The sequence below is a fragment of the Oceanobacillus polygoni genome (assembly GCF_008304605.1).
Classification (GTDB): Bacteria; Bacillota; Bacilli; order Bacillales; family Amphibacillaceae; genus Oceanobacillus; species Oceanobacillus polygoni.
The window spans coordinates 412,793-431,525 of record NZ_PIJY01000026.1 but is presented as its reverse complement, the minus strand read 5'-3'; the positions used below and the strand labels follow the sequence as shown (position 1 = coordinate 431,525).

Genomic DNA, 18,733 nt, shown 5'->3' with positions numbered 1-18,733 from the left:
GCTGAACACGTAAATAGGACTGCCTTACTCGTTGGGGTTTTGGGAAATCAGAAGGTGATTTTGGCAATTTTCTATTGATTATGGAATAATGACTATATGGTACGTTCAGCCCAATTATGAAAGACCTACAATTTAATTGGGTGGCGCCATTATCTGAAATATTCTTGGAGGTTAAATTATGGTAAGTCAAAAAACACAAGAAAAGTATGCGGAATTAGCATTGCGCACAGGTATTAATTTACAAAAAGGGCAAGCATTAATGATTAACGCGCCACTTGAGGGAGCAGATTTTACAAAAATCGTTGCTCGTAAAGCATACGAGTTTGGTGCAAAAGATGTGCATATTAATTGGGTCGATGATGAGTTGACTTTATTGAAGTATGAAAACGCTCCAGATGAAGTTATTGAAGACTTTCCGGAGTGGCGAGTAAAGCTTCATGATACATTTGCAGAAGAAGGCGCAGCAGTCCTACACATCCGTTCAACGAACCCTGATTTATTACAAAATATTGATCCATCACGTGTTGCGAAAGCAAACAAAGCTGCAGCAGAAGCAATGGTTAATTTCCGTAACTATACAATGAATGACAAAATTCCTTGGTCAATTATTTCAATCCCCTCTGGTGATTGGGCACAGAAAATTTTCCCGGATAAGTCAAAAGAGGATGCAGTGGAAAGTCTGTGGGAAGCTATTGTAAGCATTGTACGTGTTGACCAGGATGATCCAATTGCTGCATGGGATCAACATAATGCAACTTTAAAAACAGCACGTCAAGTTCTGAATGAGAAAAACTATCAAAAATTGATTTTTAAAGCACCTGGGACAGATCTGGAAATGGAGCTTCCGCAAGGCCATATTTGGAAGGGCGGATCTGCAGAAGCAGAAACAGGCGTGACGTTCAACCCGAATATCCCAACGGAAGAAGTATTTACAATGCCACATAAATATGGGGTAAATGGAACGGTTGCAAGCACGAAGCCACTTAACTATGGCGGTAGCTTAATCGATAATTTCAGCCTGACTTTTAAAGATGGTAAAGTAGTTGATTTTAAAGCGGAAACAGGAGAAGAAGTATTAAAGCATCTGCTTGACTCAGATGAAGGAGCAGGTAGACTAGGAGAGATTGCATTAGTTCCAGACGAATCTCCGATATCACAATCGGGATTAATTTTCTACAATACATTATTTGATGAAAATGCATCCTGCCATATCGCTTTAGGGAAAGCTTATCCGACGAACTTAGAAAACGGTTCTGAAATGAGTGCAGAAGAACTTGATAAACATGGTGTCAATGATAGCTTAATCCACGTTGACTTTATGATCGGCTCTGCAGAAATGGATATCGATGGTATAAAGGCAGACGGAACAACAGAAGCTGTATTCCGCAATGGAACATGGGCATTGAATGTAAAAGGTGAATAAATAATAGAAATCCAGCGCTCAAATGAAGCGCTGGATTTTCATTTATCTGGAACACACCTCCATGCTAAGGCACCATTCGTCCAAATAAAGCACCATCGCCGCGCACTATGGCACCATAAATCCACGTAACGCACTTGCCGCCGACCTACATCAACTCATTCTTAACCAACACCGCTTTAATTTTAGTATAATCATATTCCTCTGGCAGCAATTCTTTCAATGGTTTTAGCTTTGGCTCCTCTAGCTTTTCGTGAGCAGTAAGTACAGCTTCTTCCTCTTGTCCATTAAAAAAGATCTCCCAGGCTAATGGATAGCCATCTTGCACGGCTTTGAAAATATGATTCTCAATCGTCATTTTAGAAAAACCTCGAATAGTTGCAATATCCTTCAATGATTTCCCCGATTGGAACATCTGGTAGCTGACAAGGTGACTAGGTCGGTCATCTGCAGTTTTCTTTTCCTTCGGTTTCGCTGAGGTGGTATCACCAATTCGAATTTTTTGCTTGATATCTGGGTGTTCTGCACGCCATTCTTGAATAACTGCTAAAAATTCCTCACCATACTGGTCGTATTTTTTCTCACCAATTCCCTTAATTTCCAGCATATCCTCTCTATCCGTAGGAAAATAACGGCTTAGCTCCTTTAACGTAACATCGGAGAAAAGAACATATGGTGGCACATTTTTCTCGTCGGCAATTTGTTTCCGTAATGCACGTAATTTCGCAAATAGATCTTCATGGTAATCGGCGTCTTCAATTGTTGGAATTAGTGCAGTAAACATTTCAACAGGGCGTTTTCCTTTTAAAACTTCTACTGAATTTTGATTCAAACGCAGTGTTGGGTATTGTCCTTCTTCGGTTGCTAATAACTGTTCTGCAATGAGGAAGTGTATCCGCTCCGTTAATTCCTTCTCTGTATAAGCAGAAAGTATTCCATAGGTTGTAATTTTATCAAGCCGGAAATCACGAAGCTTTTTATCTTTGGATCCCTTTAGAACCTTTGCTGTCATTCCGACACCAAAGCGCTCGCCCATACGCTTCACACAGGAAAGAATCATTTGTGCTTCTTCTGTAATATCCATTTTTTCCTGACGTTCTACACAATTACTGCAACGATTACAGGAACCCTTTATTACATTTTTATCAAAATAATCGAGAATAAAGGAAGTTAGGCAGCCATGGGTATGGCAATAGTTAATCATCGCTTGTAATTTACGATATTCATTTTGCTTGGAAGCTTCATCCATTTGGGACTGCTCAATTAAAAACTTCTGCAACTGCACATCTTGTGGAGAGAACAAAAGAATACAATCACTTGGCTCGCCGTCACGTCCAGCACGACCTGCTTCCTGATAATACGATTCAATGTTCATTGGCATCGCATAGTGAATGACATAGCGAACATTCGATTTATCGATCCCCATTCCAAAAGCATTCGTGGCAATCATGATCGATTTCTCATCATGGATAAATGCAGCCTGTGCTTCCTTTCTTTCTTGTTCCGTTAAACCTGCATGATATTTAGAAACAGAAATCCCGCGCTTCGTCAGTTGATCATATAATGCATCTGCTTGCTTTCGTGTGGCTGTATAAATAATGCCAGATTCCTCACGGTGCTCCTCTAAAAAAGATCGGATGTAGGACTGCTTATCTTTCCCTTTTACAAGATGGAAGGATAAATTTTCCCGTTCGAATCCAGTATTAACCACATGGTCATCTGAAATATGTAGCAATTCTTGAATATCATGAATAACCTCTTCTGTCGCTGTTGCAGTTAGTGCGACGAATACAGGGATGTTCGATAGTTTTTTCAAATTAGGAACGATTGAACGATAGCTTGGTCTAAAGTCGTGTCCCCATTGTGATATACAGTGTGCTTCATCAAATGCAACAAGTGCTAGTGGGATACGTTTAATCACATTCACAAATGTCATGGATTCAAAACGCTCTGGTGCTACATAAACAAACTTATAACGACGATTTGCAACATCACGTAATCGGGCTTGTTGTTCTCCGCTGGAAAGAGAGCTGTTAATGTAAGTAGCTGGGATACCTAAAGCTTGAAGTGCATCCACTTGGTCTTTCATAAGAGAGATTAATGGGGAAATGATGATAGCGGTTCCGTCCATCGACATACCAGGAATTTGGTAGCATAGTGATTTACCACCACCCGTTGGCATCACAGCAAGGGTGTTATGGAATTGTAAAATATGATTAATTGTTTGTCCTTGCCCTGGACGAAATGTTTCGTAGCCAAAATAGGTTTGTAGAATTTTTTCTTCTTTTACTAACGTCATGAGGGAGCCTCCTTTTCATAGATTTATCCTAACATATTTTTGATTGGACTGTCAGTAGGAGAGAATAGGGAAGCTAGTCGGCTCCTGAATAAAAGCTGACCTCAGAAGGTCAGCTTTTCCATTTGGAAACAAATAAACCAATCAGGCCCCCAACAAATGCTGGAACAACCCAGCCTAGTCCTAAGGGGAAGAATGGGAGATACTCCATGAATTTAGTCATGGCTTGCAGTTCAAAACCGAATGCAGTTAATCCATCGTATAAGCTAAATGCTGCTGTTAGTAGAACAACTCCACGATAAACAGCCTTCGCGCCCCCGAATAGCTTATCCAAAAATGTAAGAAGGATGAGGACGATTGCTATTGGATAGATAAACACTAGCACTGGAACAGAGTAGCTAATAATTGTATTTAACCCTTGGTTTGCAATGAAAAAGCTGACAATTGTTACAGTTAAAATCACCCAATTATAAGGGAGCTTCGTTGTTTTCGAGAAAAATTCCCCAGAAGCTACGACGAGACCAATAGACGTGGTGAAGCATGCTAGTATAACGATAGATCCAAGTAACAATGTTCCGAAATTACCAAAAATGATGTTCGCTGCACGAGACAATATTTCTCCACCGTTGGTAAATGATCCATAAGTTGCCATCTTACTTCCAATCCAACCAAGTGAACCATAAACAATGATTAAGCTAATTCCAGCTATCGCTCCAGCTTTTAACGTCGATTTGACTAAATCTTTTCTAGTTGTTATACCTCGCTCCTTAAACGCATTTACAACGATAATTCCAAATGCAAGAGCTGCAATCGCGTCCATCGTCAAATACCCTTCCATAAAGCCTGTAAAAAAGGGTGCATTTATATATTTTCCATTTGGTGAAACCAATGGGGTATCGAGGGTTATAAAACTACCGATACTTAAACTGATAATGGCCACTAATAAAATTGGGGTAAGGTACTGACCGATTTGATCCACCATTTTCGATGGATTGATGCTACATAAAAAGACAAGTATAAAGAAAATAGCTGTAAAAATGAATAATGCAAGTGATGAGTTACCAGCTAAAAATGGCTCGATACTCATTTCGTATGCTACTGTTGCTGCACGTGGTATTCCGAAGAATGGAGCAATCGCAAGATAAACAATGGAAGTAAAAATCAATCCAAATAATGGATGAACACGATCTGCTAATTCCCTTGTGTCATTTTTCACAAATGAAATAGCAGTTACTGCAAGAATAGGTAGTCCGACTCCGGTAATAATAAATCCACTCATTGCAGCCCAATAAGCAGTCCCTGCGTTAATCCCGAGGATTGGTGGGTATATTAAATTGCCAGCCCCAAAGAATAAGGCAAAAAGCATAAAGCCGATTGTAAATGTATCTTTTTTCATGATGTATAGCCTCCGACATATGTAAGTAGACATTCTTCTACTTTCGTTGTATTTCGAAAATTTAAGTTAAAGATATTGTCAGATAATAACAATAATTAATGCGGCAAATTTTGCAGCAAAAGTCATCGTAACAAGAACTGATAGCACTTGTCAATGCTCTGTATGAATTGCTCTAGCTAACCATTTTAAATTCATTTTTCTAATTAAAAGGCAACATAAAACTTATGTGGATTATGCCATAATTTAAACCGGTTGCACGCTTAAAAAACGCTTATAAAAAACGCATAAATCATTTACATTTCATAGGCACATCTATAAAATAACGTTTATAAAATTTGCATAGGGGGGTTGAGATGGTTCCTTCATTGTTATTTGAAATCATGATCATTGGATTACTTGGAATTGGATCACAATGGGTGGCATGGCGTTATCGATTGCCTGCGATTGTAGTAATGGCCGTCACCGGATTATTAGTTGGTCCAATTTTTGGATTTATAAACCCAGAAGAGAGTTTTGGACCGATGTATAGTCCGATTATTTCAGCGGCGGTTGCGATCATTCTCTTTGAAGGGAGCTTGAATTTAAGGTTTAGCGAGCTGCGTGGAATAGGGAAATCAATCTTCCGAATTTCAACGGTTGGCGCATTTATTGCATGGATACTCGGGTCTTTAACTGCACACTATGTGGCAGGACTTTCTTGGGCGGTAGCGTTTGTTATTGGTGGTTTGTTTATTGTAACAGGTCCAACTGTAATTATGCCGTTACTTAGACAGTCAAAATTGAAATCCCGACCTGCTAAAATTTTAAAATGGGAAGGAATAATCGTTGACCCAATCGGTGCTTTGCTTGCAGTCTTTGCTTTTGAAATCATCACATTTATTACGGCAATCGATCCAGATGGTACGCAACTGCTTATGTTTTTTGCTGCTTCGTTATTTGCGATTATTCTTGGTTGGGCGTTGGGCCGTGGTTTAGGATGGATATTCGAAACTGGTCACATTCCTGAATTTTTAAAGTCACCGGCAGTAGTTGTTGTCGTTATCTTTTGTTTTACAGCTGCAGATGAAGTAATGCATGAAACAGGGCTCTTATCTGTAACAGCTATGGGTATAACTCTTGCCAATATGGGGATTAGTTCAATCTCAGATATGCGGCACTTTAAAGAAAATATTTCAGTGCTTCTTATATCGACGATTTTTATTATGCTGACAGCTTCGTTAGAAATGGAAACCATTGTGCATATATTCAGCCCGAATATTATTGGCTATGTTCTATTAATGATGTTTGCTGTTCGTCCATTGTCTATTTTTATAGCTACGATTGGGACGGGATTATCTTTTAATGAGCGGGCACTTGTTGGTTGGATTGCTCCGCGAGGGATTGTTGCATTAACGGTATCAGGCTACTTTGCCACTGTTTTGGCAGATGCAGGATATGAGGATGCTTCGATCTTAACAACATTGACATTTGCACTTGTTATTTTTACAGTTTTGGCACACGGCTTTTCCATTGGGTGGCTAGCGAAAAAATTAGACCTATCGATGACCGGAAATCCTGGTGTGCTGATTATTGGCAGCAATCCATTTACGGCTGAATTATCCAAGTCCTTGTCGAAGGTGGATGTTCCATCTATGATCATTGATTCATCATGGGAGCATCTAAGTATAGCAAGAAAGTCGGGGGTACCTTTTTATTATGGGAATATGCTCTCGGAACAAACAGAACATCATTTGGACACGATTCCGTATGAGTACTTGCTTGCTGTAACCGATGATCGGGCGTTTAATTCCTTAATTTGTACAACATTCTTACCAGAATACGGTAGGACAAACGTGTTTAAGGCAAGTCCTTATACACAGCTTGATAATGGCAATGCAAAGGGAGTTGTATCTCAAGTAGGAGGAAGAATCTTATTCGATAAAAAGTTTCCACTCGAAACATTGATTGAAAAAGTGGAGAGTGGTTATGTATTCCGCCAAACAACATTGACGGAGCAATTCACCTTTGAGGCTTACAAAGAAGAGAAGGATCCTTCAACTATTTTCTTATATTTAATTAAGCCTTCAGGACAGTTGAAGTTTTTCTCGGAGGAGATGCGTACGGTCCCTGCGATCGGCGACAAAATCGTTAGCTTGACTCCAACAACAAAGGAGCAAGCAAAAATTCAGGCAAAACTGGAAAGTAATCGATCGTTAGACGAGTAAAAAAGGAAGGGAGGAGAGCGTAATGTGTTTTCCTCCCTATTTAGTACGTTCGTCTCCAAGACTAACCAGATGCTTGTCCTTTAGCTTTTACTTAATCATCTATTTCGTCCAGCTGGCGATTCACCTCAGCGATTTCACCCTCCAACCGGATTAGCTGCTCTTCTGCAGAGGATACTCTGCCTTTAACATATTCTAATTTGTCCATATCACCCTGAATCCGAACATAATCGGATTTCAATTCATCCAGCTTTGCTAGCAACTGCTGCTTTGTCAAGAATCATCCCCCCTTTGATCTGATGTGTCTATTATAGCAAAGCATCGTCTTAATTTATCTTAAAAACTATTTAAAAAAGGAATATGATACGATTCTCCTGCATAGGATGGTATAGCGTACTAAAAAGGCTACTAGTAATTATTGGTAAGTGTGTGCAAAAGCTATTAACCGAACGATATTTGGAAAAATAGATTGGACAATCTTTATTCGAAAACAACTTCCAGATATTATGATAAAGAGTTATAGTATAAAGCACAAAAGTATGCTAAAATTTTGACATATATATAATTGGCAGATAAGAAAGTATAAAACTTTCTTATCTGCATAAGTGCAACTAAGGCATTCGCCTAAGGGCTTGAAGCATGCCAAGTTTTCTAATATGGGGGTAATGATGTGAGCAATTGGGAAGCAATCTATCAAAAATGGGAATCATTTGAAGATCTCGATAAGGATTTGAAAACAGAATTACATACGATTAAAGATAATAAACATGCACTAGAAGACGCATTTTATAAAGAATTAACATTTGGTACCGGTGGCATGCGAGGTGTGCTCGGTGCCGGCATTAATCGGATGAACGTATATACGGTAAGGAAAGCTGTTAATGGACTTGCGAACTATTTATTAGCAAACCAAGTTAATGTTCGTGATAGAGGTGTTGTTATCGCCTATGATTCAAGAAATATGTCAAAGGAATTTGCCGTTGAATCGGCCAAGGTGCTTGGTTCCTATGGAATTAAAACACATGTATTTGAATCGTTACGCCCAACGCCACTACTTTCTTTTGCTGTGCGCTATTTGCGGACTGTTGCAGGGATCATGATTACTGCAAGCCATAATCCTCCGGAATACAACGGATTTAAAGTGTACAATGAAACTGGTGCTCAAATTGTTCCAGAAGAAGCAAATCTTATTATTGAGTCCATCCAGAAGACGGAAGATGAATTGACGGTACCATTTTTGAAAAAAGAAGAGTTGGAAGAAAAAGGGCTTCTTAATTGGTTGAGTTATGAAATCGATAATGCGTATTTGGAACGTCTGTATCATATGACAAAAATGAGCGAGGCTGTGCATCAAGAGGAAAAGGATCTTCAGATTGTTTTCACGCCATTACATGGAACGGCTTATAATCTTGTAACAAAAGGACTTGAGCAGCTTAATTTTCCGAATGTAGCTATTGTGAAAGAACAAGCTGAACCCGATGCAATGTTTTCTACGGTAGCATCACCGAACCCAGAAGAGCATCAGGCTTTTACGATGGCAATTGAGCTTGGTAAGAAGACGGATGCAGATATTTTACTCGGAACGGACCCTGATGCAGATCGTTTAGGGGTGGCAGTTAAGAATAAAACTGGTGAATACCAAGTATTAACAGGCAACCAGCTTGGGGCATTGCTGCTTGATTATATTTTGTCGCATACAAATCCACAAGTTTACCAAAATCCACGTATGATCAAGACAGTTGTTTCAACAGAGCTTGGAAGAGCGATTGCAGAATCATACGATGTAAAAACACTTGATACGTTGACAGGATTTAAATTTATTGGCGAGAAAATTAATCAATTTGACGCAACTGGCGAGACGTTTATATTCGGCTTTGAAGAGAGCTATGGCTATTTAATTAGTAGTTTTGCTCGTGATAAAGATGCAGTTCAAGCTGCAATGATGGCAACAGAAATGGCCCATTATTGGAAGAAACAAGGAAAAACGTTATTTGAGGCATTGGATGTTTTATTGGAGAAGCACGGTTATTTCTTGGAAGGAATGTCTTCATTAACATTGAAAGGGAAGGAAGGATCGGAACAGATTACTAAAATTATGGATGAAATCCGTTCCAACCCACTTCAAGAAATTGCCGGAATAAAAGTTGAACAAGTAGAAAATTATTTAACGAGCGAACGCATACTAATGGCTGAAGCAAGAAAAGAAACAATCGACTTGCCACAGGAAAACATGATGAAATTTATTTTGGAGGAAGATGCTTGGGTCTGCTTACGTCCATCTGGAACGGAGCCAAAAATTAAATGCTATTATGGTGTACGTGGTAAGGATAAAGAAGATAGTGAAGCGAAGCTAGCTTCGTTAAAAGAAACGATGGATCAAATTATTTCTGATATTTTAGCCAATAAGTAAAAAAGGTGCTACTTGCATACGTCTTTTAAGAATGACATTACAAAAAACAGATACGGCATGTGACCTCCTGTCAAAAGCTAGATACATGATAGCTGATTATCTTTCGTTTAATTGGGAATTATAATTTTAGCAAGGTATCAAATCGATTCAAAACGTTGGTCAATGCTGTAAAGGTCAAGAAGTTATTGTGAGTGAAAGCTGTGAGCGTTTACGACTTCTAGTTGAACAAATCTCCCAAAGCGAAATTTGACATTTTGCGATAAATAGGGTTTAATATGAGTAACTTAATATTTCCTAAAGGGGAGTAGCTGTACAATTTAAGTCGTCATTACGAGATTCTATCTCCGGCTTAATTGGCAATGAACGTTGTTAGCGAGACCTTTACCCATCAACAGGTAAAGGTCTCTTTTTGTGTTCTTTTCCCTGTTGATGAGACTACATTTTAAGGAGCGTACACATGGGAACAGAATTGATTTTGGAATACTTATGGGTTTTAGTTGTTTTAATTGGACTGGAGGGGCTCTTAGCTGCTGATAATGCATTAGTATTGGCTATCATGGTAAGGCATCTTCCAGAAAAACAACGGAAGCGGGCCTTGTTTTACGGATTAGCAGGGGCGTTTATCTTACGCTTTGGATCATTATTTGTCATCTCGTTCCTTGTGGAGTTTTGGCAAGTTCAAGCACTAGGTGCAGCATACTTGTTGATTATCGCCTTTCGGAATCTATACAGTAAATTTAAATCGAAATCCGAAGATGATATTGAAAAAGGGAAAAAGGTTATTAAGCTTAATGAGAATGGAGAAGCTTCTCCAAAGGAATTTTGGCTTACTGTTCTTAAAGTAGAGTTTGCTGACTTAGCATTTGCAGTGGATTCGATCCTTGCAGCGGTTGCCTTAGCGGTAGCACTACCGGCAACAGGATTGGGTACGATTGGAAGTCTTGATGCTGGACAATTTGCTGTCATATTTGCTGGTGGGATGATTGGTCTAATCATCATGCGTTTTGCAGCTAATATCTTTGTTGGCTTGCTCCATAAACGACCAGGCCTAGAAACGGCAGCTTTTGTTATTGTTGGCTGGGTTGGTGTGAAGCTAGCTGTGATGGTATTGGCGCATCCGGATATTGCATGGATTCCATATGAATTCCCGCATTCTACGTTATGGAAATCTATTTTCTATGGTGTATTAGTATTAACAGCAGTTGTTGGTTGGGTTGCTTCTGGTACGAAAGGAAGCAAAGAACAAGAAGCTTAATGAAGAAAAACACTCCACTTCTTTTTTGGGAAGTGGAGTGTTTTTTTCTCGAATTAATTCGTGCTATTATTCGCCGCATTGCTGGCTGCAGTAGTTGAAGCGATTGTAGCAATCATAACCGCTTGTTGTGCCTGCAGGATGGATTCTAATGTCGTTTGAAGAGTTGTTGCTGCTAGGCTTTTATTGTCAATTTTCTCATTTACGTAGAAGGAAACTGCTGTAATCAGGTTCATATCCTTTTGCCATCGAAAGCTTTTTTCGTTATTTAGTTGATCAAACATCCGTGAAATCTCATGCATTTGAAATTGTTCTTCTGGCAGTAAACTAAGCATGCCAATAATAGGATAATACATTGGTCTTGGCCTAATACCAGCATCTCTAAAGCTATCCATTATTGTCGTAGTCCGACTAACTAAACGATCAACAGACGTGTTTGTATCCAATGAAAGAATATGACTTAGAAACTGTAGGTCATTCCCTTTTCGAAAACCGTTTTTACTTAATGATTCATAGTATCTTTCAATCTGTTCAATAATGCTATTGTGGTTATCGTATGCGAGCAATACGGCAAGTGGATAATCACTTGCACTTGTAAGGAAGGGATGCTCTTTTTTCATGCCATCATAGATTTCCTTTGCTCGGACAATCATTTGCTCCTCATTTTCTCTGTGATCGGCATGAGTCAGCAATGTAGATGCAGCTAAATATGTGTACACACCACTACTGAATTTAGCTTTTCTTAATTTATCATAGAAAACGAAAAGGTTATTAATTTGATTTTCGGGACGATCAAATTTTATATCAAGTGTTGCTGCAGTAGTAAATCGTGAGGTAGACTTCATTGGTGAAAAGAAACCGGCTCTAGCTTTTATACGATCAGCAAGCTGTATAAATGCATCGAAATGGAATTCTTTCTTGCTCATCACATAGAGAGAAGCGATCGCCATTAAAGTCCGTCTATCGGATACTTTCCATTTCATTGCAGCGTATAGTTCCTTATAAATAGCTCTGTATTGGTTAATTTTTTCTGAATACATCAATCATCCCGCCTTTCTTCTAAGGGGTATACAAGTAATACGATTTATAACCGTAAAAGTTTCAGTGAATTTATGTGAATTTTTTCCTTGACGGAGTAAATAAGGATCTTGGTGAAAGGGATTAACGTAGAGGATGTTGCATTTGTTTTTAATTCCCTGAGAACTTAGGTTAAAATGGAAGTGAAGAGGTGATTGGAATGGCAGAGCATCATTTTCATTTGAAAGCAAGCTGGCCTGGTGGACGAAATAGTGAGGGGCATATCGAATCAGGAAATTTACAAACAAAGATTTCGATTCCTGAAGAGATGGATGGACCTGGTATTGGGACAAATCCAGATGAAATGCTGCTAGGTGCTGCAGCAACATGCTATATTATTACATTGGCAGCAATGATCGAGCGTGCTGACTTACCACTTGACCGTATGTCGCTAGAGTCAGAAGGGATTGTCGATGTAACAAACGGTGTCTTCACCTATAAAAAAATAATTCATCGACCAACTGTTTCCTTACAAACGCGTGCTACCGATGAACAACGTAGAAAATTAAGTAAGCTTGTGGAGAAGGCGGAAAAAAGCTGTATGATTTCGCGGGCAATTCAAGGTAATGTGGAGCTTGAACTAGAAGCAAATTTATCATAAATAATGATGTAAAGGTCGCACTAATTGTAAGATGGTGTGATCTTTTTTAGTTACATGCTGTTACATAAATTGGTAATTTTAAAAGATGGATTTTCTTCCAATCATTCGCCACGCTGATTACAAAGCTGCATCAATTTTTCACAGTGCTTACAAACTGTTAACAAATTGATGAAATCACTTCATATTTTATGATTTTTTCATAAAAAAAGGGTAAAGTGTTTATTACAATGTAAACCGACATAATTTAGAGGGATGAGAAATGATGAAACGAAATTCATTTTTTGACAATGCGAAAGTTATCTTGATTTTCTTAGTTGTTTTTGGACATATTATTCAGCCATTTGTTAGTGATTCAGCAGGGATGAACACACTGTATATGTGGATTTACACGTTTCATATGCCTGCGTTTATTCTATTGTCTGGGTTCTTTGCGAAAGGGTCTGGTAATAAAGATTATATTTTAAATCTAGCAAAACGCTTATTAGTTCCGTATTTAATCTTCCAAATTCTGTACACCATTTATTACTTCTTTATCGGAAAAGAAGGCTGGCAAGCAGGGATATTCTATCCACATTGGTCACTATGGTTCTTGTTTAGTTTGTTCAGCTGGCATATTTTATTATCATGGTACAAAAAACTACCAGCGCTACTAAGTATATCTTTAGCGGTACTGGTTGGTCTGATTGTTGGGTATTTCGGTGAAATTGGGCATACATTCAGTCTTTCTCGTACATTTGCTTTCTTTCCTTTCTTCCTTATCGGTTTCTGGCTAACGCAAAAGCAAGTGATGTGGGTGAAGCATCGATTGGTGAAAATTGCATCGGTTGTAGTAATGACACTATTAGCAGTAGCAATATATTACTTACCAGACATTAATACAGGATGGTTACTTGCATCCAGTTCTTATGGAGATTTAGGAATGGAGCAGTATGGAGGGTTTGCGAGGTTCTTGTACTATATCGTTGCTACTTTGATGGTAATTAGTATTCTCGCCTGGATACCACAGAAAAATTTTGGATGGGTTACGAAGCTAGGTACACGTACGTTATATGTATATCTACTCCATGGATTCATTGTTCAATATTTCCGCCAAAACAATTACTTTGAGGTAAATGGAATTATCGACGTACTCGGACTTGCAGCTATTTCAGCCTTAATTGTTATTGTACTATCGAGTAAGCCAATCCTAGGCTTGTGGCAGCCATTTATTGAGGGAAGAGCTTCTTTATTGAAGCAGACAATAAAGTGAAGCTACTTTCAGAGGCGCTTTCCCCACTGAATAATTCGTTAAACAGTATTAGGATAAAAGATGAGAGAAATAGCAACACGACGCAAACGGAAAAATGTAAATGAAAAATAAATGAAACCAAAACATTGGTGAAACGTATGATTACTACCCCCCCTTTAATAACATAAAAAGAAGCAGGCGATCGTTTTCGATCGCCTGCTTCTCTTTTTGCGTGCATCTTGTTTTCTAAAAGATGAAATGTGCAATAAGCGTTATAATTGGTAGTGTAATAATCGTACGTAATAGGAAAATGAAAACCAGATCGATAAAGGATACTGGAATCTTTGTTCCGAGTATCAATCCGCCAACCTCAGACATGTAAATCAATTGGGTTACGGATAATGCAGCAATGATAAAGCGGGTTATTTCTGCTTCGATCGACGAACCGATAATTGCTGGCAGGAACATATCTGCAAAGCCAATTAAAATCGTTTGCGATGCTTCCTGTGCATTAGGGATCTGCATCAGTTCTAGTAATGGAATAAATGGTGCGCCGAGCCATTGGAATAATGGTGTGTATTCGGCGATAATAAGTGCTATTAATCCAAAGGCCATAACAATTGGTGCAACACCCATCCACATATCAAGAATATTCTGGGCGCCTTCTTTAAAGAAGTTAGCAAAGCTTGTTTCTTTTTTCGCGCGCTTTAGTGCATTCCGATAGCTAAATCCTAAGATGTTTTCCCCCGCAGGAAGAGTCTCTTCTACCGGGTCGGCTGATTCATTGATATACGTATCCGACTTTCTCGATAGTGGAGGGATACGTGGCATGATTAATGCTGCAACTCCACCGGCTATAACAATTGTTAAATAAAATGGAAGAAACATATGCCCTAAACCAACCTCAGTTAGAACAACTAAGGAAAAAGTAATCGATACGATTGAGAATGTAGTACCAACTACGGCCGCTTCTCGCTTTGTATAAAGCCCAGCTTCATATTGTTTACTCGTAAGTAAAACACCAATTGTACCATCCCCAACCCATGAAGCTAGTGCATCAACAGAAGAACGTCCAGGCAATCGGAATAACGGTCGCATTACTTTTGTCATTAACGTTCCAAATAGCTCCAGCAAGCCGAAATTCGTTAATAAGGGGAGGAACATCCCAGCAAATAAGAAAACAGCAAATAATACATGAAGCAAGCTGTCTAATAGTGTCTGTCCCGTATCTTCTCCATGAATTGCTTCTGGACCGAGCTGGAAAAAGACCATAATCGCAAAAACGGCGGCTAGTACTCTAGTGATTGTCCAAAAGTTACTCGTATAAAATAATTGCTGAAAAAATGGGCTTTTCCCCATCGCTTCTCTGCCAATAATTTTCGCAACTAATGTCATCACTGCCGTTACTACAATAATGATCATCATGATGGCAGATAGCTGTTCTTCCAGCAAAGTTTGAACCCAATTTGCTAAAATAGCAATCGGTATCGTAACACCCTCAGATGTTTTAACGGGAATGATAAATATAAATACTCCAATCAACGATGGAATAATAAATTTTAAATGATCGATCAATCGATATTGTTTCATAATAACCTCCAACAACCTCATACCCAAATACTGTATAGATAAATCCAACTGTATGATTATACAACTTTGCGAGAAAATATTCAATCCCAGTTTTTTCATATGAATCAATGGGAACTCAATCGGATAATGGACGTACACTCTGACTCAAAGCGATCAATCTCTCGTTCAAAGTGCGCACCCTGCAGTCAAAGCGACCGCCCTCCAAAGTAAATCCGTACACCATCGTCCAGTACCGCTAAATCACACCGCAAACCAATGGTAACCCAAATCATATCAATATAAATAACTGGATCATTGCTCATTCTGTACAAACTGTTCATAATTCGATATCGTTAAAAGTAATAAGATTAAGCTGTTCGGGGTAAAAGAATGATGAGGTGTTATTGTGGCTAAGACATTCAAATATAATTCACTTTATCGGTGTACAGTAATTGTATGGATGGCATTAAAATTTATTATTAAGATATATTTCTTCTCTTTTCGAAATAAAATATGGGATAAGAAGACCGTAGAGCAATGGGATAATATGCTCTGCGATATGGCGAGGGAGTACCGCGACAAAGCCGAAAAACTAGGTGGCATTCTTATCAAGCTCGGTCAATTCCTTAGTACGAGAACTGACTTTATGCCAGATGTTTTCATCAAAGAATTGGATGATTTAGTTGATCGCGTACCGCCGATGCCATATGAAGATGCTGTAGCTACAATGGAAGAAGAATGGGGGACGAAAATTGCAACCCACCTGATAGCATTTGAAAAAAAAGCAGTTGCATCGGCATCGATTGGAGATGTGTATCGCGCCATGCTAACAGACGGCTCTGAGGTGGCAATTAAAGTACGGAGAAATCGTATCGATGAAATTTTCCACAAGGATTTTGTAGCCTTACGAATGGTTTTTTGGATCTTAAAAGTGTTTACGACATTCGGGAAAAAGGCAGATTTAAATGCACTATACAAAGAACTTGTTCTCGTCATGAATCGTGAGCTAGATTATGAACAAGAACTGGAATTTGGGGAATACTTTTATAATCGATATAAAAATGATGCCAATATACGAATCCCCAAGTATAAAAATGAACTATGTACCGAAAAAGTACTTGTCATGGAATGGATAGAGGGAGCAAAAATAACGGATGTCGAATTTATGAGGAGACATCGTATTGATCGGGAAAGAACAACAAAAATATTATTCGACCATTATATTGACCAGTTTCTTAATCCGGGGAAATTCCATGCTGACCCACATGCAGGGAATATCCTTATTCAAAAGAATGGTACAATCGCTATTCTAGATTTTGGAATGGTTGGTGAAATTAAAGTAGAAGATACGAAGCAATTTAAGCTGCTCGTACAAGGCTTTATTATCGATAATTATGATATCGTTCTTTCAGCCCTCGATAAAATGAACTTCATTTTACCAAATGCAGACAAAAAGAAATTGAAGAGAGTAATTAAAGAAACAGTAGATATGTATTCAGATGGATCAATGAAAAACATCGATTCAAAGGTGATGAACCAGTTAAGCGAAGACATTAGTTTGATTATGAAAGACCAACCAATTCAATTGCCAGCAGACTACGCATATTTATTAAGAGCTGTTTCCATTGTGATTGGAATATTATTTGCCATCTATCCTGAAATGGATATTAAAAAATGGGCTGTTCCTAAAATTAAAACCTGGTTCGGTAGAAAAAGTTTATTGGAATCTGTTTCCAAACAATATGCAAAAAATCTGACCGAACCAGTCCTATCCTACCCGCGTGCTTTGCTTAGCTTTTTAGAAAGTGGGGAACAAGACAGGAAATGGGATAAGGAAAAGCATCATGTACAATTGAAGCATCAATTTTATTTACTACTTGAGGTTCTTTCCTTTATGATGGTAGTAATAGCGATTGGTATTTCCATTTGGGGATTTATTGGAAGTATGAAATTGATGGCAATCATTGGCCTAATCGTGCTAGGCATCTTTATCTTTTTACTAAACTTGATATTCATAAGCCACTTTAGGTTGATTCGAAAAGCAAGGGCACAAGTGCTTGATTAGCGATGTGTGGACCTGACTAACTAAATAGTAAGGAGGTGTTGAAAATGAGTGATTACTTAAAAAAAGGCTTTTTACTAGGACTTGGTGCTGCTCTTAGCGGTAAAGAAAAATTAGAACAAAAATTAAAAGAGCTTGTAGACAAGAATGAATTAACACAAGAACAAGCCAAAACAGTAATGAAAAATTTCATCGAAAAAGGTGAAATGAAGAAAGATGAATGGAATGCCAAGCAATTTGAGAAAACGAAAAATATGGCTGATGAATATGGAATTGCAACAAAAGAAGATATTAACGAATTGAGAGCTCGTATCACAGAGTTAGAAGATAAATTGGATCAACTGAGCTAATGTGTAGGTGAACTGGCTAATTGCTGGTTCACTTTTTCTTTAGTTTAAACAGAAATATGAAAGCGTTTTAAAAACCTTCAATTGTACACGTATTCTACTTTCCCCCCATTAATCGACAATATGGGTGAATTATTAATCAGTAAATTCTGTCTAATCTTAAATTTTAGTATTGATTCCTGTAATCAAATCCGTTATAATGAACGTGTAAACTTCAGCGGTACAGTATAGGGGGAGTGTATGCGGGATGGAAAGCTTTTTTACGATAAGTAACGTGATGACTAAGAAGCTTGGCAGGAAGTTGCAGGACGAAGAATTGAAATTTTTGCAATGGATGTATGAACGCTATACCGAGGAACAACTGGAAACTGAATTAGAACAAACAGATGCGGATGCTTTAATTACATTAAATTCATAGTTAAAAACAGGGTCTTGGGATTACCAAGGCTTTTTTTGTTGATGGATTTAGTAACTATGTGGTTTTCTATAAATGAAATAATAATCATGCTATAATGAAACCGTTATGTATGACAGCAGTAATACGAGGAGTGATAACAATGGCAGTGGCGAATGATACTATTATAAAAAAGATGCAAAATGAATTATATCTCGCAAAAGAAAACCAACATGCGCATGATCAGCTGGTCGCGCATATTGCAAATGTTCGTTTACTCTGTGACCTATTTTTAGATGGGGATCAGCCTGTAGTGAAACAGGAGAAGTCAGGTTTTAGCGATGCGGAAATGAAGGTGATGCTCGGTGAACAAAAGGCGAACAATAACGCATTACAGGTAAATAAACCATTGAGCAAGAAAATAGATAATGATGCAAATGGAGATTCAATCTTTGATTTTTAATATTTGAAAGGGAGGGA

At 38.4% G+C, this 18,733-nt stretch carries 15 protein-coding genes; 10 read left to right on the top strand and 5 right to left on the bottom strand.

Annotated elements, in window-relative coordinates; all coding sequences use genetic code 11:
- The first annotated feature begins 178 nt into the window (after positions 1-178).
- A complete protein-coding gene (locus tag F1560_RS13795; protein WP_149475210.1) occupies positions 179-1,423 on the top strand; it encodes an aminopeptidase in 1,245 nt (414 codons plus the stop codon).
- Between the two features lie 145 nt (positions 1,424-1,568).
- Here the strand turns inward: F1560_RS13795 and recQ are convergent, their stop codons facing one another.
- On the bottom strand, positions 1,569-3,719 hold the full coding sequence (gene recQ, locus F1560_RS13790; protein ID WP_149475209.1) for a DNA helicase RecQ: 2,151 nt from the start codon (positions 3,717-3,719) through the stop codon (positions 1,569-1,571).
- A 109-nt stretch (positions 3,720-3,828) separates the two neighbouring features.
- Positions 3,829-5,112, bottom strand: a complete 1,284-nt coding sequence (brnQ, locus tag F1560_RS13785) for a branched-chain amino acid transport system II carrier protein (RefSeq protein WP_149475208.1) — start codon at positions 5,110-5,112, stop codon at positions 3,829-3,831.
- A 353-nt stretch (positions 5,113-5,465) separates the two neighbouring features.
- Here brnQ and F1560_RS13780 point away from each other — a divergent pair, with 353 nt between their 5' ends.
- Positions 5,466-7,316 (top strand): cation:proton antiporter, encoded by a 1,851-nt coding sequence (locus tag F1560_RS13780; protein WP_149475207.1) that lies wholly within the window; start codon positions 5,466-5,468, stop codon positions 7,314-7,316.
- A 91-nt stretch (positions 7,317-7,407) separates the two neighbouring features.
- On the opposite strand, the gene F1560_RS13775 is transcribed toward F1560_RS13780, so the two are convergent.
- Positions 7,408-7,590: an SE1832 family protein gene (locus F1560_RS13775; protein WP_149475206.1), complete on the bottom strand. Its 183-nt coding sequence runs from the start codon at positions 7,588-7,590 to the stop codon at positions 7,408-7,410.
- Between the two features lie 393 nt (positions 7,591-7,983).
- Here F1560_RS13775 and F1560_RS13770 point away from each other — a divergent pair, with 393 nt between their 5' ends.
- Both F1560_RS13770 and F1560_RS13765 read left to right on the top strand, forming a co-directional pair.
- The gene (locus F1560_RS13770) at positions 7,984-9,723 is read left to right on the top strand and encodes a phospho-sugar mutase (RefSeq protein ID WP_149475205.1); all 1,740 of its coding nucleotides are present in this window, start codon (positions 7,984-7,986) and stop codon (positions 9,721-9,723) included.
- Between the two features lie 457 nt (positions 9,724-10,180).
- Positions 10,181-10,978, top strand: a complete 798-nt coding sequence (locus F1560_RS13765) for a TerC family protein (RefSeq protein WP_149475204.1) — start codon at positions 10,181-10,183, stop codon at positions 10,976-10,978.
- A gap of 53 nt (positions 10,979-11,031) precedes the next feature.
- On the opposite strand, the gene F1560_RS13760 is transcribed toward F1560_RS13765, so the two are convergent.
- The gene (locus F1560_RS13760) at positions 11,032-12,015 is read right to left on the bottom strand and encodes a DUF4003 family protein (protein ID WP_149475203.1); all 984 of its coding nucleotides are present in this window, start codon (positions 12,013-12,015) and stop codon (positions 11,032-11,034) included.
- A gap of 197 nt (positions 12,016-12,212) precedes the next feature.
- Between F1560_RS13760 and F1560_RS13755 the strand changes: the two genes are divergently transcribed.
- Together F1560_RS13755 and F1560_RS13750 are read left to right on the top strand one after the other, a co-directional pair.
- Positions 12,213-12,653 carry an OsmC family protein gene (locus F1560_RS13755; RefSeq protein WP_149475202.1) on the top strand — a complete coding sequence of 147 codons (441 nt, stop codon included), beginning with the start codon at positions 12,213-12,215 and terminating at the stop codon, positions 12,651-12,653.
- A gap of 262 nt (positions 12,654-12,915) precedes the next feature.
- On the top strand, positions 12,916-13,902 hold the full coding sequence (locus F1560_RS13750) for an acyltransferase family protein (protein ID WP_149475201.1): 987 nt from the start codon (positions 12,916-12,918) through the stop codon (positions 13,900-13,902).
- Positions 13,903-14,127: 225 nt separating this feature from the next.
- On the opposite strand, the gene F1560_RS13745 is transcribed toward F1560_RS13750, so the two are convergent.
- Positions 14,128-15,471, bottom strand: a complete 1,344-nt coding sequence (locus F1560_RS13745) for a YjiH family protein (protein WP_149475200.1) — start codon at positions 15,469-15,471, stop codon at positions 14,128-14,130.
- 385 nt (positions 15,472-15,856) lie between these two features.
- On the opposite strand from F1560_RS13745, the gene F1560_RS13740 reads away from it, so the two are divergent.
- The 4 genes from F1560_RS13740 (at position 15,857) to F1560_RS13730 (ending at position 18,716) form a co-directional block, all read left to right on the top strand.
- Positions 15,857-17,515 carry an ABC1 kinase family protein gene (locus tag F1560_RS13740; protein ID WP_149475199.1) on the top strand — a complete coding sequence of 553 codons (1,659 nt, stop codon included), beginning with the start codon at positions 15,857-15,859 and terminating at the stop codon, positions 17,513-17,515.
- A gap of 44 nt (positions 17,516-17,559) precedes the next feature.
- Complete coding sequence (locus tag F1560_RS13735) at positions 17,560-17,862, top strand: phasin family protein (RefSeq protein WP_149475198.1); 303 nt, start codon at positions 17,560-17,562, stop codon at positions 17,860-17,862.
- Positions 17,863-18,106: 244 nt separating this feature from the next.
- Complete coding sequence (locus F1560_RS22165; RefSeq protein WP_187773731.1) at positions 18,107-18,277, top strand: hypothetical protein; 171 nt, start codon at positions 18,107-18,109, stop codon at positions 18,275-18,277.
- 139 nt (positions 18,278-18,416) lie between these two features.
- Positions 18,417-18,716, top strand: a complete 300-nt coding sequence (locus F1560_RS13730; protein WP_149475197.1) for a YwdI family protein — start codon at positions 18,417-18,419, stop codon at positions 18,714-18,716.
- Positions 18,717-18,733 lie beyond the last annotated feature (17 nt).

Coding starts and splice junctions, on each gene's coding strand:
- F1560_RS22165 (WP_187773731.1), top strand. CDS start 18,107: ATGGAAAGCTTTTTTACGATAAGTAACGTGATGACTAAGAAGCTTGGC.
- recQ (WP_149475209.1), bottom strand. CDS start 3,719: ATGACGTTAGTAAAAGAAGAAAAAATTCTACAAACCTATTTTGGCTAC.
- F1560_RS13730 (WP_149475197.1), top strand. CDS start 18,417: ATGGCAGTGGCGAATGATACTATTATAAAAAAGATGCAAAATGAATTA.
- F1560_RS13760 (WP_149475203.1), bottom strand. CDS start 12,015: ATGTATTCAGAAAAAATTAACCAATACAGAGCTATTTATAAGGAACTA.
- F1560_RS13750 (WP_149475201.1), top strand. CDS start 12,916: ATGAAACGAAATTCATTTTTTGACAATGCGAAAGTTATCTTGATTTTC.
- F1560_RS13765 (WP_149475204.1), top strand. CDS start 10,181: ATGGGAACAGAATTGATTTTGGAATACTTATGGGTTTTAGTTGTTTTA.
- brnQ (WP_149475208.1), bottom strand. CDS start 5,112: ATGAAAAAAGATACATTTACAATCGGCTTTATGCTTTTTGCCTTATTC.
- F1560_RS13735 (WP_149475198.1), top strand. CDS start 17,560: ATGAGTGATTACTTAAAAAAAGGCTTTTTACTAGGACTTGGTGCTGCT.
- F1560_RS13745 (WP_149475200.1), bottom strand. CDS start 15,471: ATGAAACAATATCGATTGATCGATCATTTAAAATTTATTATTCCATCG.
- F1560_RS13755 (WP_149475202.1), top strand. CDS start 12,213: ATGGCAGAGCATCATTTTCATTTGAAAGCAAGCTGGCCTGGTGGACGA.
- F1560_RS13795 (WP_149475210.1), top strand. CDS start 179: ATGGTAAGTCAAAAAACACAAGAAAAGTATGCGGAATTAGCATTGCGC.
- F1560_RS13780 (WP_149475207.1), top strand. CDS start 5,466: ATGGTTCCTTCATTGTTATTTGAAATCATGATCATTGGATTACTTGGA.